19 protein-coding genes are annotated in these 25633 nt (G+C 69.4%); 11 read left to right on the forward strand and 8 right to left on the reverse strand.

Translation table 11 applies throughout. The features are described 5' to 3' along the window. Positions 1–12: 12 nt before the first annotated feature. Positions 13–606, reverse strand: a complete 594-nt coding sequence (locus tag AC3FMM_RS14720; protein WP_488686872.1) for a GNAT family N-acetyltransferase — start codon at positions 604–606, stop codon at positions 13–15. Positions 607–619: 13 nt separating this feature from the next. After that, entirely contained in the window at positions 620–1507 is an 888-nt protein-coding gene (locus tag AC3FMM_RS14725) for an AAA family ATPase (protein ID WP_012352393.1), read from the reverse strand. Between the two features lie 541 nt (positions 1508–2048). Here AC3FMM_RS14725 and AC3FMM_RS14730 point away from each other — a divergent pair. Both AC3FMM_RS14730 and AC3FMM_RS14735 read left to right on the forward strand, forming a co-directional pair. After that, positions 2049–2396: a c-type cytochrome gene (locus tag AC3FMM_RS14730; RefSeq protein ID WP_012352394.1), complete on the forward strand. Its 348-nt coding sequence runs from the start codon at positions 2049–2051 to the stop codon at positions 2394–2396. 11 nt (positions 2397–2407) lie between these two features. After that, the gene (locus tag AC3FMM_RS14735) at positions 2408–2806 is read left to right on the forward strand and encodes a c-type cytochrome (RefSeq protein ID WP_012352395.1); all 399 of its coding nucleotides are present in this window, start codon (positions 2408–2410) and stop codon (positions 2804–2806) included. Between the two features lie 75 nt (positions 2807–2881). Here AC3FMM_RS14735 and AC3FMM_RS14740 read toward each other — a convergent pair whose 3' ends face one another. Then, entirely contained in the window at positions 2882–3832 is a 951-nt protein-coding gene (locus AC3FMM_RS14740) for an FAD:protein FMN transferase (protein ID WP_473703081.1), read from the reverse strand. A 369-nt stretch (positions 3833–4201) separates the two neighbouring features. Between AC3FMM_RS14740 and nosZ the strand changes: the two genes are divergently transcribed. From nosZ to AC3FMM_RS14770, 6 genes are read left to right on the forward strand one after another with little or no spacing between them, the layout of a single operon-like run. Then, entirely contained in the window at positions 4202–6142 is a 1941-nt protein-coding gene (gene nosZ, locus AC3FMM_RS14745; protein ID WP_326346784.1) for a TAT-dependent nitrous-oxide reductase, read from the forward strand. A 30-nt stretch (positions 6143–6172) separates the two neighbouring features. Continuing rightward, entirely contained in the window at positions 6173–8779 is a 2607-nt protein-coding gene (locus AC3FMM_RS14750; RefSeq protein WP_488686921.1) for a 4Fe-4S binding protein, read from the forward strand. Next, positions 8776–10062: a nitrous oxide reductase family maturation protein NosD gene (locus tag AC3FMM_RS14755; protein ID WP_326346785.1), complete on the forward strand. Its 1287-nt coding sequence runs from the start codon at positions 8776–8778 to the stop codon at positions 10060–10062. The genes AC3FMM_RS14750 and AC3FMM_RS14755 overlap by 4 nt, the downstream gene beginning before the upstream one ends. Before the next feature lie 7 nt (positions 10063–10069). Next, positions 10070–10984, forward strand: a complete 915-nt coding sequence (locus AC3FMM_RS14760; RefSeq protein WP_488686873.1) for an ABC transporter ATP-binding protein — start codon at positions 10070–10072, stop codon at positions 10982–10984. Next, complete coding sequence (locus AC3FMM_RS14765) at positions 10981–11817, forward strand: ABC transporter permease (protein WP_473703057.1); 837 nt, start codon at positions 10981–10983, stop codon at positions 11815–11817. The genes AC3FMM_RS14760 and AC3FMM_RS14765 overlap by 4 nt, the downstream gene beginning before the upstream one ends. Further along, entirely contained in the window at positions 11817–12362 is a 546-nt protein-coding gene (locus AC3FMM_RS14770; RefSeq protein ID WP_115708861.1) for a nitrous oxide reductase accessory protein NosL, read from the forward strand. Before AC3FMM_RS14765 ends, AC3FMM_RS14770 begins: the two co-directional genes overlap by 1 nt. A gap of 54 nt (positions 12363–12416) precedes the next feature. On the opposite strand, the gene aroG is transcribed toward AC3FMM_RS14770, so the two are convergent. Together aroG and AC3FMM_RS14780 are read right to left on the reverse strand one after the other, a co-directional pair. Next, on the reverse strand, positions 12417–13496 hold the full coding sequence (aroG, locus tag AC3FMM_RS14775; protein WP_092313941.1) for a 3-deoxy-7-phosphoheptulonate synthase AroG: 1080 nt from the start codon (positions 13494–13496) through the stop codon (positions 12417–12419). A 164-nt stretch (positions 13497–13660) separates the two neighbouring features. Next, positions 13661–13822 (reverse strand): hypothetical protein, encoded by a 162-nt coding sequence (locus AC3FMM_RS14780; RefSeq protein ID WP_172581727.1) that lies wholly within the window; start codon positions 13820–13822, stop codon positions 13661–13663. Positions 13823–14007: 185 nt separating this feature from the next. On the opposite strand from AC3FMM_RS14780, the gene AC3FMM_RS14785 reads away from it, so the two are divergent. Next, positions 14008–15063, forward strand: a complete 1056-nt coding sequence (locus AC3FMM_RS14785) for a class I SAM-dependent methyltransferase (RefSeq protein WP_115708862.1) — start codon at positions 14008–14010, stop codon at positions 15061–15063. A 68-nt stretch (positions 15064–15131) separates the two neighbouring features. Here the strand turns inward: AC3FMM_RS14785 and tldD are convergent, their stop codons facing one another. The 3 genes from tldD to AC3FMM_RS14800 form a co-directional block, all read right to left on the reverse strand. Beyond that, positions 15132–16592, reverse strand: a complete 1461-nt coding sequence (gene tldD, locus AC3FMM_RS14790; protein WP_115708864.1) for a metalloprotease TldD — start codon at positions 16590–16592, stop codon at positions 15132–15134. A gap of 96 nt (positions 16593–16688) precedes the next feature. Beyond that, on the reverse strand, positions 16689–17525 hold the full coding sequence (locus tag AC3FMM_RS14795; protein WP_115708866.1) for a carbon-nitrogen hydrolase family protein: 837 nt from the start codon (positions 17523–17525) through the stop codon (positions 16689–16691). Positions 17526–17542: 17 nt separating this feature from the next. Next, entirely contained in the window at positions 17543–21862 is a 4320-nt protein-coding gene (locus AC3FMM_RS14800; RefSeq protein WP_488686874.1) for a YhdP family protein, read from the reverse strand. A gap of 260 nt (positions 21863–22122) precedes the next feature. Here AC3FMM_RS14800 and glnE point away from each other — a divergent pair, with 260 nt between their 5' ends. Together glnE and rrtA are read left to right on the forward strand one after the other, a co-directional pair. Further along, positions 22123–24993 carry a bifunctional [glutamate--ammonia ligase]-adenylyl-L-tyrosine phosphorylase/[glutamate--ammonia-ligase] adenylyltransferase gene (glnE, locus tag AC3FMM_RS14805; protein ID WP_488686922.1) on the forward strand — a complete coding sequence of 957 codons (2871 nt, stop codon included), beginning with the start codon at positions 22123–22125 and terminating at the stop codon, positions 24991–24993. Continuing rightward, entirely contained in the window at positions 24983–25627 is a 645-nt protein-coding gene (rrtA, locus tag AC3FMM_RS14810; RefSeq protein WP_115708870.1) for a rhombosortase, read from the forward strand. Before glnE ends, rrtA begins: the two co-directional genes overlap by 11 nt. Positions 25628–25633 lie beyond the last annotated feature (6 nt).

The raw sequence follows: 25633 nt of genomic DNA on the forward strand, positions 1-25633 counted from the left end.
CGGCGCGGCGCGTCAGCGCGGGCGCTCGAGCTGGAATTGCAGGTGTTGCCGCACCGCCGGCCATTCGCTGGCGATGATCGAGAACACCACGGTGTCGCGCAGCGTGCCGTCCGGCATGCGCATGTGGTTGCGCAGCACGCCGTCCTGCCTGGCGCCCAGGCGGGCAATCGCGGCGCGGCTTTGCTGGTTCATCCAGTGCGTGCGGAATTCCACCGCGATGCAGTCGAGATGGTCGAAGGCATGGCCCAGCAGCATCAACTTGCACTCGGTATTGAGCGGCGTGCGCTGGACCCGGCGCGCATACCAGGTCGAGCCGATCTCCACGCGCCGGTTGGCCGCGTCGATATTCATGTAGGTGGTCATGCCGGCCAGCGCGCCGGCCGCGTCGCGCACCGCGAACGGCAGCATCGAGCCCTGTTCCTGCAGGCTCAGGCGCCGCGCGATCTCGGCCTCCATGCGCTCGGGCGCGGGCACGCTGGTGTACCAGAGCTTCCACAGCTCGCCGTCGGCACAGGCGGCGCGCAGGCCCTCGGCATGCTCGGCGCGCAGCGGCTCCAGCGTGACGTGCCGGCCCACCAGCGTGACGGGTTTGACGAACGCAGTCATGGCGGGCGGTGCCTCAGCGGTTGGCGCGGTTCATGAACACCAGGCGCTCGAACAGGTGCACGTCCTGCTCGTTCTTCAGCAGCGCGCCATGCAGCGGCGGGATCGCGGCCTTCTTGTCGGGGCTCTTCAGTGCCTCGGGCGGGATGTCCTCGGCCATCAGCAGCTTGAGCCAGTCGATCAGCTCGGACGTCGACGGCTTCTTCTTCAGGCCCGGCAGGTTGCGCATCTCGTAGAACGATTCCAGCGCCGCGGCGACCAGCTCGCGCTTGATGCCGGGGTAGTGCACGTCGACGATCTGCTGCATCGTCTCGGCATCGGGGAACTTGATGTAGTGGAAGAAGCAGCGGCGCAGGAAGGCGTCGGGCAGCTCCTTCTCGTTGTTCGAGGTGATGATCACCAGAGGGCGGTGCTTGGCCTTGACCAGCTCGCGCGTCTCGTAGACATAGAACTCCATGCGGTCGAGTTCGCGCAGCAGGTCGTTGGGGAATTCGATGTCGGCCTTGTCGATCTCGTCGATCAGCAGCACCACCTGCTGGTCGGCCTCGAAGGCCTGCCACAGCACGCCCTTGACGATGTAGTTGCGGATGTCGTGGACGCGGTCGTCGCCCAGCTGCGAGTCGCGCAGGCGCGACACGGCGTCGTACTCGTACAGGCCCTGCTGTGCCTTGGTGGTCGACTTGATATGCCATTGCAGCAGCGGCATGCCCAGCGCGGCGGCGACTTCCTCGGCCAGCATGGTCTTGCCGGTGCCGGGCTCGCCCTTGATCAGCAGCGGGCGCTGCAGCGTGCGCGCGGCATTGACGGCGAGCTTGAGGTCGTCGGTGGCAACGTACTGGTCGCTGCCTTCGAAGCGGACCGGCTGGGAGGAGGCTTGGGCGGAAGCGTTGGCGGTGTTTGACATGAGGCAACCTGAGGTGGCGGCCGCTCGCGGGCGAGGGCCGGGTTGGCGTGCTGGGCGCGGTCTCTTCGCGCTGTGATGCGCGCTTTCGTTATGGAAACAAGGGTCTGTGGCGGGCGCCCGCGTGCCGCTGGCGCAGTGTCTGCGAACGGTCGTGCGGATCCCCGGGATGGGCCAGTATAAAAGACCTTTGCGGTTCGTGTTGGGGCGCGCCGACAGGGTTCCGCCGGCGCCGGCCGCTGGCTGGACTGGCAGGTGCCGGCTGCGGTACAATGCGGCGGTTTGACGCGCCCCCACGTCCAGTTCTCCAGTATCCGGCAGTCCGCGTTCAGAAGTCCCTGCGGCCCTTCCGGGTCGCGGCGATTGCGCGAGGTGGTTCCAGAATGGTGTTCCACTCCCCGGCAAACCGACCGGATGCGACATCTCTGGCGGGTTGCACCCCGGCCAACCGACTGGCTGCCCTGGTTGCTCCGCAGAAGCATTCTGAAACCGTCTCCGCCCGGCAGGGCAGGTCACACGGTTTAACTTCCAATCCGCAAAGACAATGAAAAAGCTCCTCACGATGGTGGTGCTGGGCGCGGCTGCAACGGCCGTGCAGGCACAGGAAGTCAAGGGCAATGGAGACGCTGCCAAGGACAAGGTTGCAATGTGCATCGGATGCCACGGCATCCCGGGCTACCGTGCGTCCTTCCCCGAGATCTATGAAGTCCCGCTGCTGGGCGGCCAGAGCGCCAAGTACATCGAGAACGCGCTGAAGGCCTACCAGAAGGGCGAGCGCAAGCACCCCACCATGCGCAGCATCGCCGCGACGCTGACCGAGCAGGACATCGCCAACGTGGCGGCGTACTATTCGCAGCAGAACGCCGGCACGCAGAACAATTCCCTCAAGTAAGAGACCCCCACATGAAGACGCTCAAGACGCTTTCGTTCGCGCTCGGCGCACTCGTGCTGGGTGCTGCCGCCATGCCGGCCTCGGCCGCCGACCTTGCCAACGGCAAGACCCTGGTCGAAAAAGGCAACTGCGTGGCCTGCCATGGCGCCGGCATGAACAAGCCGATCTCGCCCGACTACCCCAAGCTGGCCGGCCAGCATGCCGACTACCTGTATCACGCGCTGATGTCCTACCAGGTGTCGGGCAATGCGCTGGTGGGCCGTTCCAACGCGATCATGGCCGGCCAGGTCAATGCCAACCCGGCAGTCACCGACAAGGACGGCAAGCCGCGCCCGTTCACGCGCAAGGAACTGAAGGACATGGCCGCCTACATCGAGTCGCTGCCGGGCGACCTGGTGCTGAAGAAGTAACGGCCGGCGGCGCTGGCCGCAGGCAAGCAAGCCGCTTCGCTGGAAGCGGCTTTTTTTTCGTCCGCCGCCACGGGTTCAGGCCAGCCGCAACCTTTGCGCCATGCCGGCGGACATCCATCGGCCGCCGTCGCCCACGATCAGCCCGTCGACGGCGGCGTTGTCGCCAGTAAGCCGTGCCCAGGCCGCCCGGCCGGCCACCATCAGCGCGGCGCCGAGCCCGTTGACCGCCGCCACGGTCGGCGCCACCATCGTCACCCCGTGCGGCCCGGCCGACGGCAGGCCGGTGGCGGGATCGAGTACATGGTGATAGCGCCGGCCGCCGGCGACAAAGCAGCGCTCGTAGTCGCCCGACGACGCCACCACGGCGTCGCTCACCTGCAGTACGCCCATCAGCCGTGCCGGCGCGAGCGGGTCGCGCAGGCCGATGCGCCAGTCCCGTCCCTGCAACTGGCCCATGGCCAGCACATCGCCGCCGCCGTTGATCATCGCATTGGCCAGCCCGTGGCGCCTCAGCACCTGCATGCCCGCATCGAGTATCGGCAGCTTGGCGATGCCGCCCAGGTCCAGGCGCATGCCGGGGCGGGCCAGCATGGCCTTGCCGCGGCGGGCGTCGAGCCGCACTTGCCGGTAGTCCACCAGCGGGCGCTCGCGCGCCAGTTCGGCGGCATCGGGCAAGCGGTTGCCATCCGCGCCGAAGCGCCAGCCGGCGAACGCTCCGACGGTGATATCGAAGGCACCACGCGATCGTGCCGAAACGGCCGCGGCGGCCTGCAGCACCGTCATCAATTCCGGCGAGACGTGCACTGAGTGGCGCCCGGCCGCGCGCTGCAGTGCGTTGACCTGGCTGTCAGGGCGATAGCGGCTCATCAACTGCTCCAGCCGCGCCATCTCGCCAAAGGCCGCGGCGAGGGCGGCCTGCACCGCGCCGTGGCAGTTGTCCTGCACCACGATGTCGACACGCGTGCCCAGCAAGCGGCGTGATGCACGCGTGACCGAGGGATCGGCCAGCGCCGGCCGCACGAACATCGCGGTGGCGAGCAGCGGCACGCTCGCGGCGCCGCGGACGAGGGCGCGGCGCCGGCGGTCGATGTGGTCAGCGTGGTCAAAGTGGGGGAGGGAAGGCTGTGCTGGCAGTAGGGTCTTGAAGCGCATGACGAGGTGGTATCGATCGCGAAAGCGGCGGCGAGCCTTGCCGTACCGCCATTCTGTCCGCGTCGCCGGAGAAAAACATGCATCGATAATGAATATTCAAGAGAACCATGACGATCATCAAGCTCGATCGCGCCAACTGCTTCGACCATCTGTAGCCGGCAGCAGCAAGCCACCACAAGACAACACAAGCAGCAAGCCGGCGGAGCGGACTCCGCCTTTGCCATGACGGTTCGAGGAACGAAGATGACCAGGCATACGCAGCATCCCCTGCCGACCCACGATGCACCGGCTGCGCCCGGACGGCGGCGCTTCATCAATACCGCGGCGCTCGCCGGCCTTGCCGGCGTGGCCGCGTGCACCGACAACGGCGGTGCGCCGGTCGCGACCACGCCCGCGAGCGGCGCCGGTGCCCATGCCGGCCATGCCGGCAACACCGCTACCGCGGTGCACCTGAAGCCCGGCGAGCTGGACACCTATTACGGGCTGTGGAGCGGCGGCCATGCCGGCGACATGCGCGTGCTGGGCCTGCCCTCCGGGCGCGAGCTGCACCGGATTCCGTGCTTCGTGCCGGACGCGCTGACGGGGTGGGGCATCACCAATGAGTCGAAGCGCGTGATGGGCACGCGCGCCGACGGCAGCCTGCAGTACACCGTCGGCGATACCCATCACGTGCATGCCTCGTACAAGGACGGCAACTACGACGGCCGCTATGCCTGGATCAACGACAAGATCAATGCGCGGCTGGCACGCATCCGGCTCGACTACTTCATCTGCGACAAGATCACCGAGCTGCCCAATGTGCAGGGCTTCCACGGCATCTTCCCGGACAAGCGCGATCCCGTCGACGCCAGCATCAACTACACCACGCGCGTGTTCTGCGGCGCCGAGTTCGGCGTGCCGCTGCCCAATGCGCCGACCGAGGACGGCAGCAAGTACCGCTCGCTGTTTACCTGCGTCGACGCCGAATCGATGGCGGTGCGCTGGCAGGTGCTGATCGACGGCAACTGCGACCTGGTGGCGACCTCGTACGACGGCAAGCTGGCCGCGACCAACCAGTACAACGTGGAAATGGGCGTGCGCTTCGAGGACATGATGTCGGCCGAGCGCGATGCCTGCCTGTTCTTCAACATTGCCCGCATCGAAGCCGCGGTGAAGGCCGGCAAGTTCAGGACCATCGGCGATTCCCGGGTGCCGGTGGTCGACGGCACGCATGCCGCCAACCAGGACCCGGCCACGGCGCTGACCGCCTATGTGTCGGTGCCCAAGAACCCGCACGGTGTCAACGCCAGCCCCGACCAGAAGTACTTTATCTGCGCCGGCAAGCTGTCGCCGACCGGCACGGTGATCGAGCTGGCCCGGGTGCTGGATTGGTTCGACGGCAAGCTGGCCAAGCTGGACGACGCCATCGTTGCTGAAGTCGAGCTGGGGCTGGGGCCGCTGCATACCGCCTTCGACGGCCGCGGCAACGCCTACACCACGCTGTTCCTGGACAGCCAGGTGGTCAAGTGGAACCTCGATGCGGCGATCCGCTTCCACCGGGGCGACAAGAGCGCCAAATACGTGGTCGACCGGCTCGACGTGCAATACCAGCCCGGCCACCTCAATGCCTCGCAATCCGAGACCGTCGCCGCCGACGGCAAATTCCTGGCGGTGGGTTGCAAGTTCTCCAAGGACCGCTTCCTGCCGGTGGGTCCGCTGCACGCCGAGAACGAGCAGCTGATCGACATCTCCGGCGACAAGATGGTGCTGCTGGCGGACCACCCCGTGCACAGCGAGCCGCACGATTTCATCATCTTCCGGCGCGAGCTGCTGCGGCCGAAGCAGGTCTACGCGCTCGACGATTTCCCGCTGGCAATCAAGGATGCGCAACAGTCCGGCGTGTTCCGCAACGGCCGCAAGGTCACGGTGAAGCTCACCTCGCAGGCGCCGGTGTTCAGCCTGCGCGAGATCAGGCTGAAGCGGGGCGACGAGGTCACGCTGATCCTGACCAACCTCGACAAGATCGAGGACCTGACGCACGGCTTTGCCATCCCGAAGTACAACATCAACTTCATCGTCAATCCGCAGGAGACGGCGTCGGTGACCTTCGTCGCCGACAAGCCCGGTGTGTTCTGGTGCTATTGCACCCACTTCTGCCACGCGCTGCATCTCGAGATGCGCAGCCGCATGATCGTCGAGGCCTGAGCCGGCCTGGCGTAGCGCCCCTTTTCCATGATGCACGCAATCTTCAAAGGACTGGTCGCGGCCCTGGCCGCGTGGCTGCTCTCGCTTGGCCTGCTCTCGCCGGCGCATGCGGGCGCCTACGAGGCCGAGCTGCCGCCGCAGCTGGCCACGGCTGCCGACCTGTGCGCACTGGTGCCGTGCGCGCAGGTGCTGCCCGGCGCCACCGAGTTCTCGCAGCGCATGGGCCAGCCGCCCTATGTCGAAGGCTATCGCACCGGCCCCGGCGGCACGCGCGAGCGGCTCGGCTACGTCATGCTGTCCACCGACATCACCGATACCCCGGCGTACTCGGGCAAGCCGGTGGTGACGCTGATCGGCATGGACACGCAGGGCCGCTATGCCGGCGTCAAGGTGCTGAAGCATTCGGAGCCGATCCTGCTGCTGGGCATCCCGGAATCGGCGCTGCTGGATTTCAACCGGCAGTACGTCGGCAAGTCGGTCGCCGACAAGATCGAAGTGGGGCAGTCGCGTCCCGACGAAGGCGTGGTCGGTGTCGATGCGATTTCGGGCGCCACGGTGACGGTGATCGCGCAGAACCAGGTGCTGACCACGGCGGGCGCGGCGGTGGCGCGGCAGGTCGGCATCCTGTCGCCGACACAACGCGCCACGGCGCGCTTCGTTGAAAGCGGCACGCACTACAGCTGGCCGCAGCTGGTGGCGATGGGGGCGGTGCAGCGCCTGCTGGTGCAGCCCGCGCAGGTCGGGCTGCCGGGCGGCGGGGGCCCGTTTATCGAGCTGTGGTTCGGCGACCTCAACCATCCCGATCTCGCGCGCAGCGTGCTGGGTGATGCCGGCTGGCAGGGGCTGCGCGCGCAGCTGCGGCCGGGCGAACACGCCATCTTCGTGATCCGCACCGCGGGCACCGAGTCGTTCAAGGGTTCCGGCTTCGTGCGTGGCGGCATCTATGACCGGGTGCAGGTGCGCCAGGACGCCGACGCCTTCACCTTCCGCGACCTCGACTACCTGAACCTCTATGGCGTGGCCGCGCCGGGGGCGCCGGCGCCGACCGAGTCGGCAATCTTCTTGATCCGTTCGCCGGCGTTCTCGGCGGCGTATCCCTGGAAGCTGTCGTTCCTCGGCAACCGGGTCGATCGCGCCACCGGCACGCGCAGCTTTGCCAGCTTCGACGCGCCGTACTGGTTGCCAGCGGCGCTGCTGCAGGGCGGGCGCCCTCGCATCGACGTGCCGCAGGCGCCGTGGCGCAAGGTCTGGCGGCGGCAGGCCGGCGCCATCGCGCTGTTCGTGGCGCTGCTGGGCGCGGTCACGCTGGTCTACGCACTGCGCGACCGCCTGACGCGGCGCGCCACCCACAAGCACAAGTGGCCGGTGAATGCGTTCAAGTACACGGCGTGGGCCATCAGCATCGTCTTCGTGGGGTTTGGCGCGATGGCGCAGCCTTCGGTGACGCAGGTGCTGACGTGGTTCCATGCGCTGCTGCTGCGCTGGGACTGGGCCTTGTTCCTGAGCGATCCCTTTATCTTCTGCTTCTGGATCTTCATCATCGTCACGGTGCTGCTGTTCGGGCGCGGGCTGTTCTGCGGCTGGCTGTGCCCGTTCGGCTCGCTGTCCGAGGCGCTCTACAAGCTCGGCCGTTTGCTCGGGCTGAAGCGATGGCAGCGGCAGCTGCCACGGCGCTGGCACGACCGGCTCAAGTGGGTCAAGTACGGCGTGTTCTTCGCGCTGCTGGCGGTGTCGGTGTTCTCGATGGGACTGGCCGAGCGGCTGGCGGAGATCGAGCCGTTCAAGACCATCTTCCTGGTCGGCATCGCCAATCGCGCGTGGCCCTACGGACTGTTCGCGTGCGCGCTGCTGGCGCTGTCGCTGTTGATCGAACGTCCCTACTGCAAGTACCTGTGCCCGCTCGGCGCGGCGCTGGCAATGCCGAGCACGTTCCGCTGGTTCGGCCTGCGGCGCAAGCCGGACTGCAACCATTGCAAGGCGTGTGCGGCGGGCTGCGGCGCACAGGCGATCGATGCCGATGGCCGCATCGACCAGCGCGAGTGCCTGCATTGCCTCGACTGCATGGTGCTCTATACCGATACGCATGGCTGCCCGCCGCTGGCGCGCGAGCGCAAGCGGCGCGAGCGCGACGGGCTGCCGCTGACGCCGGTGGGCCGCGACGGGTATTTCATTCCGCTGGTGCCGGTAACGGCCGCCGCGGCACAACCGTCGGACCCCGATCCGCGCATGCCGACCGAGCCCGTAGCGCCGCACTACGCCGCCACCAAGGGCGCCGCGCGCCTCTTCGCCGAGCTGTGGGACCACCTGTTGCCCTGGAGCGGGCAGGGCTGGCGCTCCGCCGCGGCGTTGCAGCTGGCGGGCGTGGCGGTCGCGCTGGCGGCAACCGTGGCGTGGGCGCTGGCGGCCAGCGGACAACTGCGCGCCGGCGCGGTGATCGGCTGGTGGCTGGGCTGGAGCCTCTACGAGGTGCTGATCCGCCTGTCGGCAAAGCGCTATGTCAAGGATGGCCCGTGGTGGCGCGGCCGCCATCGTCGCGCCACCGTGATGGACATGCTCAGCTATGTCGGCTTCAAGAACCTGCTGGTGGGCGCCATGATGTTCCTGGCGCTGAAGGCGATGGGGATGCTGGCCGCATGAAGCTGCTGTCCGGTATCGCACTCCTATGGCTTGCGTGCGAGGCAGGCTGCGTGCAGTCAGCGACCTGGCGCGTGCAGCCCGGCCAGTCGCTGCAGGCGGCGATCGATGCCGCTGTTGCCGGCGATACCATCGAGATCGCGCGCGGCCACTACACCGGCAACTTCACCGTCGCCAGGCCGCTGGTGCTGCGCGGCATCGCGCGGCCGACGCTCAGCGGCGCGCTGCGCGGCGATACGCTGCGCATCGCCGCGCCCGACGTGACGGTCGAGGGGCTGATCGTGCGCGACTCCGGCGACAGCCTGAAGGACCAGAACGCCGGCATCTACATCCAGCCGGGCGCGCACCGCGCGGTAGTGCGGCACTGCGAGCTGACCTACAACCTGTTCGGCCTGTGGATCGAAAAGGCCGACGAGGTCCGCGTCGAGGCCAACACCATCACCGGCAAGCGCGACTACAACTCGGCGCAGCGCGGCAACGGCGTGCAGCTCTACAACACGCGCGGCGCGCGCATTCTCGACAACCACATCAGCTTTGTGCGCGACGCGCTCTACGTTGACGTCTCGCACCATGCCGTGTTTCGCGGCAACCGGCTGCACCATAGCCGCTACGGCACCCATTACATGAACTCGTACCACAACCTGTGGGAGAACAACGACAGCTACCGCAACCGCGGCGGACTGGCGCTGATGGAAGTACGCGACCAGGTGGTGCGCAACAACCGCACCTGGGCCAATGCCGACCACGGCATCATGCTGCGCACGCTGCAGGACTCGGTGATCGAAGGCAACGTGGTCGCGCACAACCAGCGCGGGTTCTTTATCTACGATGTCGAGTATGCGCAGCTACGCGGCAACCTGGTGCTCGGCAACGCCATCGGCGTGCACCTGTCGGCGGGATCGACGCGCAACGTGGTGCAGGGCAACGACTTCATCGGCAACCGCGAGCCGGTGCGCTATGTCGGCGCGCGCGACGAGGCCTGGGGCGGACGCGACCGGTCCGAGCGCGCGCAAGGCAACTACTGGAGCAACTACCTGGGCTGGGACCGCGATGCCGATGGCGTGGGCGATATCCCGTACCGGGCCAATGACGTGGTCGACCGGCTCAGCTGGCGTTATCCGGGCGTGGCGCTGCTGTTGGGCAGTCCGGCGCTGCAGGCGCTGCGGCTGGCGGGGCGCCAGTTTCCGGTGATCCGTGCGCCGGGAGTGGTCGATCAATATCCGCGCATGCGTCCGGCCCGCGCCGACTGGAGGCAATGGCATGAGCCGGCCGACGCCAGCCGCTGAACCGGCCATGGATGCCATCGTGTTGTCCAACGTCAGCAAGCACTTCGGCGCGCTGCGCGCCGTCGACGATGTCAGCCTGAGCGTGGGGCAGGGCGAGCTGCTCGGGCTGATCGGCCATAACGGCGCGGGCAAGAGCACGCTGTTCCGGATGATGCTGGGCTTGTTGCCGCCGACGCACGGCACCTTGCGCGTGGCCGGTGCCAACGTGGGCAGCCGCGCATTTCGTGCGGCACGCCGCGGCATCGGCTACCTGCCCGAACATCTGGTGCTCCATGACAACCTGAGCGGCCTTGAGACCCTGCGCTTCTTCGCGCGGCTGAAGGGCGTGAAGGCGGAAGCCTGCGCGCCGATGCTCGGGCAGGTGGGCCTGTCCTGTGCCGCCGCGCGTCCGGTGCGCGAATACTCGAAGGGCATGCGCCAGCGCCTGGGCTTTGCGCAGGCGCTGCTGGGCGCGCCGCGCGTGCTGTTCCTGGACGAGCCGACCAACGGCCTGGACCCCGCCGCGATCCGCGACTGCTACGCCATGCTGAACGCGCTGCGCGCGCGCGGGGTGACCATCGTCATCACCTCGCACATCCTGGCCGAGCTGCAGCAGCGCATCGACCGCTTCGCCATCCTGTCCGGGGGCCGGCTGCAGGCCGCGGGCAGCCTCGAGGCGCTGCGCGCCCGGGCCGGACTGCCGCTGACGCTGGTGCTGCGGGTCGAGGCGGGCGCGCGCGACGAGGCGCTGCGGCGGCTAAGCGCGCTGCCTGCGCTGGAGATCGACAGTGCGCTGCCCGACGCACTGACGGTGCGTTGTGCGCCCGCCGCCAAGATGACGGTGCTGGCGGCGCTGCAACCGCTCGCCGGCCGGCTGCTGGACCTGCAGATCCGCGAGCCGTCGCTCGAGGATCTTTTTCTCGGAATGAAGGGGCAAGCATGAGCGAGTGGTTCGACGCCCGGCAGGTGGCCACGCTGGCCGGCAGGGAATTCCGCGACCGCATGCGCAATCGCTGGGTGCTTGCGGTGGCGGCGGTGTTCACGGCGCTGTCGCTGGCGATCGGCTACTTCGGTGGCGCGGAGCAGGGCGTGCTGGGCCCGCGCTCGCTGGAGCTCGTCATCACCAGCCTGGCCAGCCTGGTGATCTACCTGGTGCCGATGATCGCGCTGCTGCTCGGCTTCGACGCGGTGGTGGGCGAGCGCGAGCGCGGCTCGCTGGACCTGCTGCTGTCGCTGCCGCTGACGCGCGGCGAGCTGCTGCTGGGCAAGTACCTCGGCCTGGCCGCCGCGCTGGTGCTGGCCACGGCCGGCGGCTTTGCGCTGATGGCGCTGCTGCTGGCGCGCCAGTTCGGCTGGGCGGGGCTGTATCACACCCTCGGCTTCGTCGCCAGTGCGGTGCTGTTGGGGCTGGCGTTCCTTAGCCTGGCGCTGTGGCTGTCGGTGCTGAGCCGCGACCGCGCGCAGGCGTCGGGGCTGGCGATCGGGCTGTGGTTCTTCTTCGTGCTGGTGTTCGACCTGCTGCTGCTCGGCATGCTGGTCGCCGGCAGCGGCGCGGACGCACAGCATGCCGCCATCGACTGGATTGCGTGGCTGCTGTTGCTCAACCCCGCCGACCTGTTTCGCATCGTCAATGCCTTTTCACTGGACCAGCTGCGCAGCGCCGGGGGCGTTGCCAGCATCGTGCCGCCCGCGCTGGCCAGCCCCTGGCCGACCGGCGCGGCGCTGCTGGCGTGGATCGCCGTGCCGCTGGCCCTTGCCGCCAGGAGTTTCCGCTGATGTGTACCCCGCTGTGTACCCCGTTCTCATGGCCTCGCCGCCACCTGTTGCTGACGCTTGCCGGCAGCGCCGTGCTGCTCGCCGGCTGCGGCCGCAAGCCGCAAGCCCCGGCTCGGCCGCAAGAGTTCGACGCCGCCACCGCCTGCGCGCTGGACGGCATGCTGCTGGCCGATTACGCCGGGCCCAAGGCGCAGGTGTTCTATGTGGGCGAGGCGCGCCCGCACTGGTTCTGCGATACGGTGGAGATGTTCCACGCGCTGCTGCGGCCGGAACAGGTGCGGCCGGTGCAGGCGGCCTTCGTGCAGGACATGGCCCGCGCCGACTGGGAGCGGCCGCGCGGCCACTGGTTCGATGCCACCACCGGCGTCTACGTGGCCGGCAGCCGGCGCCACGGATCGATGGGGCCGACGCTGGCAAGCTTCAGCACGGAACGCGATGCGGCCGCCTTCGCTGCCCGTCATGGTGGGAAACTGCTGCGCTACGCCGAGGTGACGCCGGACCTGGCCGACCTCAGCGGCGGCGCCATGCACGACAGCCGGATGTAGCACGGCGGGCTGAGTGCCCGCCGTGTTGCTTCAGTCGTTGCTTGCGTCTGCGCTTCAGTTGCCGCTGCCCGACACCAGCCGGCGCTGGCGCACCGACTCGGCGAGGCCCTCGAGCACCTTGACCGAGTCGTCCCAGCCGATGCAGGCATCGGTGACGGACTGGCCATAGGTCAGCTCGTCGACCGGCTGGCCCTGGACGTGGTCCTGGCGGCCGGCCACCAGGTGCGATTCGACCATCACGCCAATGATGCGCTGATCGCCGGCGGCAATCTGGCGGCCGATCTCGGCGCACACCGGGATCTGGTTCTCGTGCTTCTTGCTGCTGTTGGCATGCGAGGCGTCGATCATCAGGCGCGAGGCCAGGCCGGCCTTGGCGATGGCGTCGCAGGCTTCCTGCACGCTGGCGGCGTCGTAGTTGGGCGCCTTGCCGCCGCGCAGGATCACGTGGCAGTCCTCGTTGCCCGAGGTCGACACGATCGCCGAATGTCCGCCCTTGGTCACCGACAGGAAATGGTGCGGCTGCGATGCGGCCTTGATCGCGTCGACCGCGATCTTGACGTTGCCGTCGGTGCCGTTCTTGAAGCCGACCGGGCACGACAGTCCCGACGCCAGCTCGCGGTGCACCTGCGACTCGGTGGTGCGCGCGCCGATCGCGCCCCAGCTGACCAGGTCGGCGATGTATTGCGGGCTGATCATGTCGAGGTACTCGGTGCCGGTCGGCACGCCCATTTCGCTGATGGTCAGCAGCAGCTCGCGCGCGGTGCGCAGGCCGTCGTTGATCTTGAAGCTGCCGTCCATGTGCGGGTCGTTGATCAGGCCCTTCCAGCCCACCGTGGTGCGCGGCTTCTCGAAATACACCCGCATCACCACCTCGAGCTCGCCGGCGAAGCGCTCGCGCTGCACCTTGAGCAGCTTGGCGTATTCCAGCGCGGCGCGGGTATCGTGGATCGAGCACGGGCCGATGATGACGATCAGCCGGTCATCCATGCCGTGCAGGATGCGGTGCATGGCCTGGCGCGCGCCGTAGATCACGTCCGAAGCCTGTTCGGAGCAGCCGAACTCGCGGATCAGGTGCGCGGGCGGCAGCAGCTCCTTGAGTTCGCGGATGCGCAGGTCGTCGGTGTTCTTCAGCATGATGGCTCCAGGATTCTTGTGAGGTCGTGAGTGAGTGGGAAAACAAAGGGGTATAAAAAAACCGCCAGGGTCGCTGGCGGTTTTTTTGTATTCGGGGCGCTGCTTACAGCCATCCCTCCCTATCCGCCAGCGGTGTGAGATCGCCAAAAAAGTAAAAGTAAAACTTAGCGGACATGGCGGGAAAAGGCGTTGGCTTGGGTCAGCTTGAAACGATTTTCTTCGCGGGCGCTGGATTTATGCTGCACTGCGTGGCAGAAAGGCAGGAAATTGCGCGCCGCTTCGATAATTTTCGTTGCGCATTGGCTGCTGGCCGCGCGACGAAGCATCTTTATAGCGCCTTTTGCCGGGGTTGGCAAGTGTCGCCGCAGCCATGCCGTGCGCTGGCGCACCCACCCGCCTTGCATTTCGGCGATGCCTTGCGAGGTTGCTGTTGCCGTCGCTTTTCGGCTTTTCCGGGCATAGCCGATGGCTATATTGGAAGCGGGGAGCAGTGGGCACGGGGAGGTGCATCATGAGCGTCGATGAAGCGAGGCTGAATGCCTTCATGGAAAAATTCGTCGGCGATATCGGCGCGGTGATGCATGCCGCGACCGTGGTCGTCGGCGATGAACTCGGGCTGTACAAGGCGCTGGCGGAAAAACCGATGACCGTCGCCATGCTGGCGGCCAAGACCCATACCGACGAGCGCTACCTGCGCGAATGGCTGTCGGCGCAGGCGGCCAGCGGCTATGTCGACTATGACGCGGGTTCGGGGCAGTTCAGCCTGAACGAGGAACAGGCCTATGCGCTGGCGCAGGAAGGCAGCCCGGCCTTTATCCCGGGCGCGTTCCAGATCGCGGTGGCGCAGTTCCGCGCGATTCCGAAGATGATCGACATCTTCCGCAATGGCCGCGGGCTGGGCTGGCACGAGCACGACCCCGCGCTGTTCCACGGCACTGAACGCTTCTTCCGGCCCGGCTATGCGGCGCACCTGGTGTCGGAATGGATCCCGGCGCTCGACGGCATCGCGGCGCGGCTCAAGGCCGGGGCCATGGTGGCCGACGTGGGCTGCGGCCATGGGGCGTCGACCATCATCATGGCGCAGGCGTTTCCGGCGTCGCGCTTCGTCGGCTTCGACTACCACGAGCCTTCGGTGCGCCATGCGGCCGAGGCCGCGCGCCGCGCCGGCGTGTCCGAGCGCGTGCGCTTCGAAGTGGCCAGCGCCAAGGACTACGACGGCAAGGACTATGACCTGGTGGCGGTGTTCGACTGCCTGCACGACATGGGCGACCCGGTCGGCGCGGCGCGCCACGTGCGCGAGACCCTGCGCGCCGACGGCGCCTGGATGATCGTCGAACCCTTTGCCAACGACGCGCTGGAGCAGAACCTGAACCCGGTGGGCCGGGTGTTCTATTCCGCGTCGACCTTCATCTGCACGCCGGCATCGCGCTCGCAGGAAGTCGGCCTGTGCCTGGGCGCGCAGGCGGGCGAGACGCGCATGCGCGCGGTGGCGGAGCAGGCGGGCTTCCGCAGCTTCCGGCGGGCGGCGCAGACGCCGTTCAATCTGGTGTATGAGGTGCGGCCGTGAGAGGGCCGTCTGGCTAGCTGATTGGGTACTCCTCTCCCGCAAGCGGGAGAGGGAGCAAACCAGCGGCCTCAGGCGGTCCCACCCACCGTCATGTTCTCGATGCGCAGCGTCGGCTGGCCCACGCCCACCGGAACGCTCTGGCCTTCCTTGCCGCACACGCCCACGCCCGAATCCAGCCGCATGTCGTTGCCGATCATGGTCACGTCCTTGAGCGATTCCGGGCCGTTGCCGACCAGGGTGGCGCCCTTGACCGGGTAGGTGATCTTGCCGTCCTCGATCATGTAGGCCTCGCTGGCCGAGAACACGAACTTGCCGTTGGTGATGTCGACCTGGCCGCCGCCGAAATTGACCGCATACAGGCCGCGCTTGACGCTCGCGATGATCTCCTGCGGGTCCTTGTCGCCGTTGAGCATGTAGGTGTTGGTCATGCGCGGCATCGGCAGCGCGGCATAGCTTTCGCGGCGCGCGTTGCCGGTGACCGGCATCTTCATCAGGCGCGCGTTGAGCGTGTCCTGGATATAGCCGCGCAGGATGCCGTCCTCGATCAGCGTGGTGCACTGGGTCGGATTGCCTTCGTCGTCGAGGTTGAGCGAGCCGCGGCGGTTGGCCAGCGTGCCGTCGTCGACCACGGTCACGCCCCTGGCCGCGACGCGTTCGCCCATGCGGCCGGCGAACGCCGACGAGCCCTTGCGGTTGAAGTCGCCTTCGAGGCCGTGGCCGACCGCCTCGTGCAGCAGCACGCCGGGCCAGCCCGGGCCCAGCACCACGGTCATGGCGCCGGCCGGTGCCGGGCGCGCGTCCAGGTTGACCAGCGCCGACGACACCGCTTCGTCCACGTACTGCTGCAGCAGGTCGTCGGTGAAATAGCCGTAGGCATAGCGGCCGCCGCCGCCGGACGAGCCGATCTCGCGGCGCCCGCCCTGTTCGGCGATCACCGTGACCGAGACCCGCACCAGCGGGCGCACGTCGGCGGCAATCACGCCGTCGCTGCGCGCCACCAGCACCACGTCGTATTCGCCGGCCAGCCCTGCCATGACCTGCACCACGCGCGGGTCCTTGGCGCGTGCCATGCGCTCGATGCGCTCCAGCAGCGCCACCTTTTCCGCCGCGCTCATGGAGTCGAGCGGATCGTTGGGGGTGTACAGGTTGCGCCCCGCGTGCGTGGCCAGCTCCCCGGCGACCTTGACGCGGCCGCTGCCGGCCTTGCCGATGGTGCGCGTGGCGGCTGCCGCCTGCGACAGCGCGGGCAGGCTGATGTCATCCGAGTAGGCGAAGGCGGTGCGGTCGCCCGAGACGGCGCGTACGCCCACGCCCTGGTCGATGCTGAAGCTGCCCGACTTGACGATGCCTTCCTCCAGGCTCCAGGCCTCGTTGCGGGTGTACTGGAAGTACAGGTCGGCGTAGTCGACCTTGTGCGTGAAGATATCGGCCAGCACGCGCTGGAGCCTGGCTTCGTCCAGGCCGTACGGCGCCAGCAGCAGTTGCTGCGCGGTGGCCAGGTTGCGGATTCCGAGATCGCCGGCGTTCATGAGAGGTCCTTTTTTTCCTTGGGCCGCGCGGGCTGGCCGGCGCGGCAGACAATCCTGTGGGCGAGGGCGCCATCGGCCCCCGCAGTTGCGTACATGCTACAGCACCCGGTGCCGCAATGCCGGCAGGTTCTGCCGGACTTCCTCCAGCCGCGCCGGGTCGATCACGCCACCGACCACGCCTTCGCCCTCGGGCAGCATCGCCAGGACTTCGCCCCACGGGTCGACCAGCATCGAATGGCCCCAGGTGCGCCGGCCGTTCTCGTGCTTGCCGCCCTGCGCCGCCGCCAGCACATAGCACTGGTTCTCGATGGCGCGGGCGCGCAGCAGGATTTCCCAGTGCGCCTGCCCGGTGGTGTAGGTGAAGGCGGCCGGCATCAGGATCAGGCTGGTGCCGCCGTCGGCGGCCAGGCCGCGGTACAGCTCCGGGAAGCGCAGGTCATAGCACACCGACATCGCCACCCGGCCGCAGGGCGCATCGAAGCTGACCGGCGTGCGCCCGGCCAGGATGGTGCGCGATTCGTCATAGCTCTCGGTGCCGCGGGTGAAACCGAACAGGTGGATCTTGTCGTAGCGCGCCACGCGCTCGCCGCGCGGATTGAAGGCGAGCGAGGTGTTGTACACGCGCTGCGGGTCGTCGCACCACATCGGCAGCGTGCCGCCGACCAGCCAGATGCCATGGCGGCGCGCCGCGTCGGCCAGGAACTGCTGCACCGGGCCGTCGCCGTCGTGCTCGCGCACGGCCACCTTGTCGGATTCGGCGCGGCCCATGATGCAGAAATACTCGGGCAGCAGCACCAGCTCGGCACCGCCGGCGGCGGCCTCGGCGATGCGCGCCTCGGCGCGCGCCAGGTTGGCGTCGAGCGAGGTGCCGGTCACGGTCTGGACGGCGGCAACGCGGAACGGGGCAGGGCTGGCTGGATTGGCTGGGCTCATGGGGGCGGCATCTTCTTCTAGCGCGGGAAGGCCGGGTCCGCGCGGTTGTCGAAGGTCGGGCCTTGCGCCTTATTGTCCTCCACTTTGCCGACCTGTGGGTTGGCCCAGCTGCCCGAGATCCGGTAGTGCTGGGTGAACATCTTGGAGAACTCGTCGGCGAACAGCAACTGCGCGGCGAGCGTGCCGATGCCCAGCGCCGGGTTGATAAAGGCCGCCGCGATCGATGTGGTGGTGGCGTTGATGCGCGGCACTACCTCCACGCGCAGGTCCTGGGTCTCGCGCAGCAGGTTGGCGGTGCCGCTCATGCTGGCGATGATCTGCGGGCTGCGCAGACGGAAGTCCTGGATGGTGCCGACGCCGTTCTCGATGGTGCCGCTGCCGGTGATGCGGTCGAACAGCAGCCCGCGCCCCGAGAGCGTGCGGAAGTCCAGCGTGGCAAAGCGCAGCAGGCCCTGCAGGCTGAGCACGCCCAGCAGGCGGGCCGCGCCCGGCTCGACGCTGAGGATCTGGCCGTTCTCCAGGTCCAGCGACAACTTGCCGGTCAGCGTCGGATAGTCGATCGACAGCGGCGAGCCGCGCCACGCCACGCGGCCCTCGAGCTTGCCCTTGCCGTCGCTGAGGGTATGCGGCAGCCCCAGCCGGTCCAGCGTCGCGCCGGCATCGCGCACGTCGATGGCGAACGACAGCAGCGTGCGGCGCTCGGCGCTGGCGTCGGCGCGCAGGCGGCGCGGCACGCGCCAGCTGCCGTTGCCGGTCAGGGTGGCGCCGGGCTGTTCGATCTGCAGCTTGTCCAGGGTCCAGACCGGATCGGTGCCGCCGGTACTGGTCTCGGTATGCGCCTTGACCTCGAGCTTGCCGAAGTCGTGGCCGCGCAGCATGAACTGGTCGGCGACCAGGTCGATCGCGGGCAAGGTGTCGATGCTGCTGGCCAGTGCATCGACCACGTTGTGCTCGTCGCTGGCATCGGGCACGTTCAGGCGTGCCAGGCGCAAGCGCAGCGAGCCGGCGGCAGGCGATCCGCCCGGGCGCCACTGCACCGCGCCGGCAATCTGGCGGGAATCGATCCGCGCGTTCCAGCCCTCGGCTTCGCGGCTCGCGTCGAGGGCGACCTCGTCCAGCGTGCGGCCCATGCCGTGCAGCGTGCGCGCGCGCAGCGCGATGCGGTGCGGCAGGAACGGCGAGGGCGGCTCGCCGGCACCCGCCCCGTCGGCGCCTCCGCCGAAGGCAGCGCGCCAGGCATCGATATCGAGCTGGTCGAAGGTGGCGGCGGCGCTGACGCCGGCGGCCGGCAGCGGCGCCGCCTGCTGCACGCCGATGCCGCCCGCCAGCACCTCGAAGCCGCTGCCGCCATCGCGGCGCAGCAGGTAGCGGGCGTTGAGCACATTGCCCAGCTGCAGCGACAGTTCGTCGGTGCCGGCGCGCGCGGCATTGGCCGCCTGCGCGGCCGGGCGCAGCTCGACGCGCAGCGGCAATGCGGGCGCGGCGGCCTTTGCCAGCGGCGCCGGCAGCTGCAGCGCCATGCCGTTGAGCTCGGAGTTCAGCTGGACCTGCATCTGCCGTTCGCGCACGCCGATCACTGCGCTGTAGCCGGTGGCGCCTTCCAGCCGCGCCGCCAGCGGCGCCAGCGCCGTGCCCGCGGCGGCCTCGCGCAGTCCGGCGGCCGAGGCCTGGCCGCTGGCGTTCACGCGCGTGGCGCCGTCCGGCTGGGTGCCGCCGGCAAGGCGCAGCTCGCCGCCAAGAAAGCGCGCGCGAATGTTTTCCAGCCCAAAGCCATGCTCGTTGAAGGTAATGACGCCGCTGGCATTGCCCAGCAGCGGCAGTTGCGGGCTGAGCGCGACATCGTTGCCGGGAAAGCGGAAGCGGCCATCGACCCTGGCCGCGTCGGCGTGTTCCAGCGGCATCTCGAGCTTGAGCTTCAGCTCGCCGTTGCCGCCGGCCCGGGCCGCATCGGCCACGTGTCCGGTCCACTCGCGCACCGGCGAGGCGTTGATGTAGCGTACGAAGCCTTGCACTGGCCCGGTGGCGCTGCCGTCGATGGCGAGCTTGCCGCGCGGGCTCAGGTCGTCGATGCGGCCGCTGACATCGTGCAGCGTGACGCCGGCAATGTCCTGCACCGTGGCCCGGCGCGCCAGGAAGGTCATGCCGCCGCGGTCGAACACCACGCGCCCGGCGATGTCGGTGAACACCGGCCATGACGATGCGCCGGGGGTGCCGTGCGCGGGCTCGTGGCTCGCGTCATGCGGTGCGATCTGGTAGCTGACGTGTTCGATCGGGACCTCGACGCGGAACTCGCCCGCCTGCTCGTGCGGTGCCTGGAACGGGAAGTGCGCGAGGTCGCCGCGCAGCACGAAGCTGACCCCGGCAGCCTCCCCGCCGGTGAGCGCGCCGGACAGGTAGTGGCGGGTCGCGGCGGGGATGCTCAGCGGCAGGTAGCGCGGCACCCGCGCGACTCTTGCGCGGGTCATCTCGCCGGCCAGGTCGGCGATGCCCGAGACGCCATCGCCGCCCTCGCGCCAGGTGCCGCGCACCGAGCCGGCGGCGTCGGCATTGGCAAAGCGCACGCTCTCCAGCGTCACCGCGAGCTTGCCGTCGCGGCGCTGCCAGCGCACGTCGCCGCCGATCTGGTCGAACGGCAGGCGCGGGTCTTCGAACAGCCCCGGCAGCACCAGCGCCGCGTCATTGCCCTCGAAGCGCGCCGTGCCTTGCTGGTCGTCGAGGGTGAAGGTGCCGGACAGGCGCGAGAAGCCCGGCGTGCCCAGCCGCGGATGCCCGGCGGCGTCGAGCGCCGGCACCGCGGGCTGCCCGTTGATCGAGACCTCGCGCAGCGTGCCCTGGATGCTGTAGTGGGGCTTGCGGCCGCCGCGCTCGAGCATGCCGGTGCGCGCGCGGGTCCAGCTGACGTTGAGGTTGTCGATGTGCCCCGCCGGCTGCAGCGCGCGCAACTGGCGCAGCACCGCGGTATCGATCGGCATCGAGGTGGCCAGCGCGCGCACCGTGTTCAGGTCCAGCGAGGGCGCCTTCAGCGAGAACTTGTTCAGGGTGCCGTCCCTGGCCCGGGCCCAGCCGATGGCGACCTTGCGCATGCCTTCGCGCCAGCTGCCGTCGGCCACCGCGGGCGCGTTGCTGGCATCGGGCACTGCCGGCTGCTGGGCCTGCGGCTGCCATAGCAGCGTGTCGACCGTCAGCAGGTTGCTGCCGTCGCGCTCGGTCCGGTGCAGCAGCAGGGCCTGCGCGTTGGCCAGTCGCAGCGGCGCGGCGGCGCCGGCCAGCTGCAGGTCGACGCCGCTGGCGCGCAGCCGGGTCTGGCTGCGCACGATGCGCCCCTGGCGAAATTCGATGCTGCCGTCGGTGCTGAAGGTGCCGCTGGCGACGCGCTCGAACATCGCCAGGTAGCGCTGCAGCACCGGCAGCTGCAGCTGGCCGAGGTCCCAGGTGGCCTGGCCGGTCCAGTGGCGCCAGTTGCCGGCGCTGTGCAGGTAGTCGTCGCGGAAGGTCGAGCGCACCTCGAGCGGGCGCGGGCCCAGCGCCGGCGAGCGCGCTTCCAGGTGGAAGGTGTGGCGCGCGCCGTCGCGGCGGGTGTCGAGGCGGATCTCGCCGATGTCGAGCCGGGGCAGGCGCGCCTTCTCGTCGAGCCAGCGCAGCTTGCCGTCGGACAGCGCCACGCGCCCTTGCGACATCAGCCAGCCAAGGAAGCGGTCGTCGTCCTGCTGGCCGCCGGTGGCGTCGACCACCATGCCGGCGACCAGCAGCCGGCCCTCGGGCGTGCGGCGCACCAGGATGTCGGTGCCGCTGGCGCTCAGGCTGACGAACTGCAGGTTCATGCTGATGAGCGAACGCCACGCCAGCTTGCCGTCGAGCGTGGCCGCCGACAGCAGCGCGCGCTGCTGGCCGTCCACCGCGCTCAGGCCGCGCGCGCGGAAGGCGGGGTGCCAGCCGTCCCAATAGGTATCGAGCGAGCCGATCCTGACCTGCGCCGACAGCGCCTGCGAGCCGCGCTGTTCCAGCCACTCGCGCGCGGCCGAGGCCTGCGGCCACAGCACGAAGCGGATCAGCAGCCCGGCCGCCAGCGCCAGCACGGCCAGCACCAGCGCCACGCGTACCAGGCCGCGGCCCAGGGCGCGCCAGAACGGATGGCGCACGGCCGCCGCGACCGCTCGCGCACTGGCGCGGGCCAGTGCCCCGGCGCGCGCCCACGTGGAACTCCGCCGGGGGGCGTCGGGGGCGTCAATGACAAGGGAACCGGTGGGCGTAGCGGGCAGCGTGGTGGCGGCCTCGTGCCCGCCCGCGCCGCCATTGGGGGGAGAACCGTCAGCGGGTTGTGGGGCGCGGCTGGACATGCGCAGATTATCCGACAATACTAGCCGCTCTCCAATCTGGTGCCCGGCCGGCTAAAACAAGAAATGCGCAAGCTGCGCGCACCGCGGCGGGTACCCCTGGCCGCACCTTTCGCACCTTTGCTTGCATTTCAAATACTGGAATGACTGCCTCTGATCCGACGAGTTCCGCCGCTGGCGACGCTGCTGACCAACATGGCGCGCGCGCCACACCGGAACCCGCCCATGCGGCGTCCGTCGCACCGGGGCAGGGCCCCGGCACCATGGCCGCCGGCGCCTTTGCCGTCACCGCGGCGCAGGCGCTGCAGCCGGATGGCGAAGGCGCCCGGGCAGGCGGCGACGTATTGTACTCGGCCGCGTACTCGCACTACGCGCGGCGCGTGCTGCAGGCCCGCCCGGACCTGCCGGAAATCCTCGCCGCCGCGGTGGCGCAGCCGCTCACGCGCGCCTGGATGGCAGCGCGGCTGCAGGCGTTGCACACGCCCTCAGCCGATGCCGAAGATGCCGCCAAGCGCGCGCTGCGCCGGCTGCGTGCCGAGGTCATGTGCGCGGTGATCGAGCGCGACCTGCGCGGCCTGGCGACGCTGGGCGAGGTCACCGGCGCCATGACCGACCTGGCCGAACTGGCGATCCAGCACGGCCTGGCGGTGCTGGGCGACGATCTTGCCGCCACCTTCGGCCGCCCGGTCGGCGCGCACAGCGGCGAGGTGCAGGAACTGGTGGTGGTGGGCATGGGCAAGCTGGGCGGGCGCGAGCTCAATGTCTCGTCCGATATCGACCTGATCTTCCTCTACGACGAGGACGGCGAGACCCAGGGCGGCCCGCGCACACTGTCCAACCACGAGTACTTCATCCGCCTGGGCCGCCGGCTGATCAACCTGCTTGCCGACGTGACCGCCGACGGCTACGTCTTCCGTGTCGACATGCGGCTGCGTCCCAATGGCGATGCCGGGCCGCTGGCCTGCAGCCTGGGCATGCTCGAGGAATACCTGGTGGTGCAGGGGCGCGAGTGGGAGCGCTACGCCTGGATCAAGGGCCGCGTGGTGTCGGCGCTGGACTCGCCCCATGCGCAGCGTACCGCCGGCCTGCTGGCGCGGCTGACGTCGCCGTTCGTGTTCCGGCGCTACCTCGACTACGGCGTGATCGCGGCGATCCGCTCGCTGCATGCGCAGATCCGCAGCGAGGCCGCCAAGCGCAGCGGCGGCCTGCCCGGGCACGGTGTCAACCAGCGCTCGTTCAATATCAAGCTGGGCCGCGGCGGTATCCGCGAGATCGAATTCATGGCGCAGGTGTTCCAGCTGATCCGCGGCGGCCAGGATCCCGCGCTGCGGATCCGGCCGACGCTGGAGGTGCTGGCGGTGGCGGTCGAGCGCGGCCTGCTGCCCGCCGGGCAGGCCGCACAGCTGGGCGATGCCTATCGCTTCCTGCGCCAGCTCGAACACCGGCTGCAATACCGCGACGACGCGCAGACCCACCACCTGCCCACTTCACCGGACGAGCAGCAGGCCGTGGCGCGGATGATGGGCTGCGCCGACTGGCCGGCGTTGCTGTCGCGGCTGGCCGAGCTGCAGGAACCGGTCGCGCAGCAGTTCGAGGCCACCTTTTCCGACCCCGACGCCGGCCCGTGCGAGGCGCTGTGGCCGGACATCGTGATGGAAGACAGCGCCGCGCGCGCGCAGGACACCCCGCGCCAGGATGCGTCGCAGGCCGAAGCCGACAGCGCGGTGCCGTGCCAGCGGCTGCAGGCTGCCGGCTTTACCGACTGCAATGCGCTGCTGGACCGGCTGCGCGCGACTGCTGCGTCGCTGCGCTATCGCGCGCTGTCCGAAGCCAGCCGCGCGCGCTTCGACCAGCTGGTCAACCGCGCGCTCGACCTGGCCGCGCGCCAGGACGATCCCGACAGCACCATCGGACGCTTTATCGACTTCCTCGAGGCGATCAGCCGGCGCGCCTCCTACCTGTCGCTGCTGTCCGAATATCCGCCGGCGATGGACCGCGTCGCGCAGACGCTGCACGCCTCGCGCTGGGCCGCGGCCTACCTGACGCGCCATCCGCAACTGCTGGACGAACTGCTCGACAGCGACGCGCTGGCCGGCGCGCCCGACTGGGCCGCGTTCCGCAAGCGCCTGCATGAACGGCTGCTGGCCGCGGAGGGGCAGGTCGAGCAGCAGATGGACATCCTGCGCCGCGAGCACCATGCGGAGACCTTCCGCGTGCTGCTGCAGGACCTGCAGGGCATGCTGACGGTCGAGCAGGTGGCCGACCGCCTGTCGGACCTGGCCGATGCCATGCTCGACGCGACCCTGGAAACGGTGTGGCGCCAGCTCGCCACGCGCCATCGCGAGGTGCCGCGCTTCGCCGTGATCGCGTATGGACGGCTGGGCGGCAAGGAACTGGGCTATGCCTCGGACCTGGACATCATCTTCCTGTACGACGACGAGCACGAGCGCGCGCCCGAGGTCTATGCCGCCTATGCGCGCCGCCTGATCACCTGGCTCACCAGCCATACCGCGGCCGGCGCGCTGTTCGACGTCGACACGCGGCTGCGCCCCAATGGCGCGGCCGGCCTGCTGGTGACCAGCTTCGACGCGTTTCGCCGCTACCAGCTGCGCGAGGGCGACAACACCGCCTGGGTGTGGGAACACCAGGCGCTGACGCGCGCACGCTTCTGCGCCGGCGACGCCGCCATCGGCGCGCGCTTCGAGGCGTTGCGCGACGAGGTGCTGTGCCAGGAGCGCGACGCCGCGGTGCTGCGCGGCGAGATCGCGCAGATGCGCCGCAAGGTTGCCGAAGGCCATCCCAACCCCACCGACCTGTTCGACCTGAAGCACGATCGCGGCGGCATGGTCGATATCGAATTCACGGTGCAGTACCTGGTGCTGCTGCATAGCCGCGCCCATCCGCAGCTGACGCGCAATGCCGGCAACATCGCGCTGCTGCGCGAAGCCGGCGAGCTGGGCCTGATCGATGCCAAGCTGGCGCTGGCGGTGGGCGACGCCTACCGGCTGTTCCGCGCGCGCCAGCACCAGCTGCGCCTCGACGGCCAGGTCCATGCGCGCGTGGCGCCGGCGTCGATGGCCGCGCAGGTCGCGGCGGTGGGCACGTTGTGGCGGGCCGTGTTCGGTGAGGGCTGAGGCCGCGGGGCCGCCGGCGCCGCCCGGCGCATCATGGCCGGGGCTGCTGGCGGGAGTGGCGCTGGTATGGGCGCTGTCGGCGGCGTTCACCTTCCTGCCGTGGTGGCATGCGCATGGCCTGTACCTGCGCGATGCGGTGCGGGTGGACGGGCAGTGGTGGCGCCTGGCCACGGCGATGTGGGTGCACCTGGACGGCCATCACTGGCTGGCCGACATGCTCGCCGCCACCGGCGTGCTGGCGATCTGCGCGCGCGTGGCGCGGGTGCGCAGCCTGTTGCTGGTGCTGGTGGCGTGCGGCATCGCGGTGCAGCTGGTGCTGCTGCGCGTGCCGGCGATTGCCTGGTACGGCGGGCTCTCGGGCGCGCTGCACGGGCTGGCGCTGTGGGGCGCGCTGGGGCTGCTGCGCGCGCCGGGCCTGGCGCGCATCACCGGCGTGCTGCTGTGCCTGGGCGTGCTGGCCAAGGTCTGGGTGGAACAGTCGTGGCTGGCGCCGGTGGTGTTCGATCCGGCGTGGGGCTTCGGCGTGGTGCGAGTGGCGCACGCGGCCGGCGCCGTGGCCGGCCTGCTGTGCTGGGCGTTGCAGGAGTGGTGGCTGGCGCGGCGGCCGGCGGGCGATAGCGGCGCCGCCGCCTGAGCCCCA

Source organism: Cupriavidus sp. 207A1 (assembly GCF_057798955.1).

Coding starts and splice junctions, on each gene's coding strand:
- AC3FMM_RS14720 (WP_488686872.1), bottom strand. CDS start 606: ATGACTGCGTTCGTCAAACCCGTCACGCTGGTGGGCCGGCACGTCACG.
- AC3FMM_RS14725 (WP_012352393.1), bottom strand. CDS start 1,507: ATGTCAAACACCGCCAACGCTTCCGCCCAAGCCTCCTCCCAGCCGGTC.
- AC3FMM_RS14730 (WP_012352394.1), top strand. CDS start 2,049: ATGAAAAAGCTCCTCACGATGGTGGTGCTGGGCGCGGCTGCAACGGCC.
- AC3FMM_RS14735 (WP_012352395.1), top strand. CDS start 2,408: ATGAAGACGCTCAAGACGCTTTCGTTCGCGCTCGGCGCACTCGTGCTG.
- AC3FMM_RS14740 (WP_473703081.1), bottom strand. CDS start 3,832: ATGTTCGTGCGGCCGGCGCTGGCCGATCCCTCGGTCACGCGTGCATCA.
- nosZ (WP_326346784.1), top strand. CDS start 4,202: ATGACCAGGCATACGCAGCATCCCCTGCCGACCCACGATGCACCGGCT.
- AC3FMM_RS14750 (WP_488686921.1), top strand. CDS start 6,173: ATGCACGCAATCTTCAAAGGACTGGTCGCGGCCCTGGCCGCGTGGCTG.
- AC3FMM_RS14755 (WP_326346785.1), top strand. CDS start 8,776: ATGAAGCTGCTGTCCGGTATCGCACTCCTATGGCTTGCGTGCGAGGCA.
- AC3FMM_RS14760 (WP_488686873.1), top strand. CDS start 10,070: ATGGATGCCATCGTGTTGTCCAACGTCAGCAAGCACTTCGGCGCGCTG.
- AC3FMM_RS14765 (WP_473703057.1), top strand. CDS start 10,981: ATGAGCGAGTGGTTCGACGCCCGGCAGGTGGCCACGCTGGCCGGCAGG.
- AC3FMM_RS14770 (WP_115708861.1), top strand. CDS start 11,817: ATGTGTACCCCGCTGTGTACCCCGTTCTCATGGCCTCGCCGCCACCTG.
- aroG (WP_092313941.1), bottom strand. CDS start 13,496: ATGCTGAAGAACACCGACGACCTGCGCATCCGCGAACTCAAGGAGCTG.
- AC3FMM_RS14780 (WP_172581727.1), bottom strand. CDS start 13,822: ATGCTTCGTCGCGCGGCCAGCAGCCAATGCGCAACGAAAATTATCGAA.
- AC3FMM_RS14785 (WP_115708862.1), top strand. CDS start 14,008: ATGAGCGTCGATGAAGCGAGGCTGAATGCCTTCATGGAAAAATTCGTC.
- tldD (WP_115708864.1), bottom strand. CDS start 16,592: ATGAACGCCGGCGATCTCGGAATCCGCAACCTGGCCACCGCGCAGCAA.
- AC3FMM_RS14795 (WP_115708866.1), bottom strand. CDS start 17,525: ATGAGCCCAGCCAATCCAGCCAGCCCTGCCCCGTTCCGCGTTGCCGCC.
- AC3FMM_RS14800 (WP_488686874.1), bottom strand. CDS start 21,862: ATGTCCAGCCGCGCCCCACAACCCGCTGACGGTTCTCCCCCCAATGGC.
- glnE (WP_488686922.1), top strand. CDS start 22,123: ATGGCCGCCGGCGCCTTTGCCGTCACCGCGGCGCAGGCGCTGCAGCCG.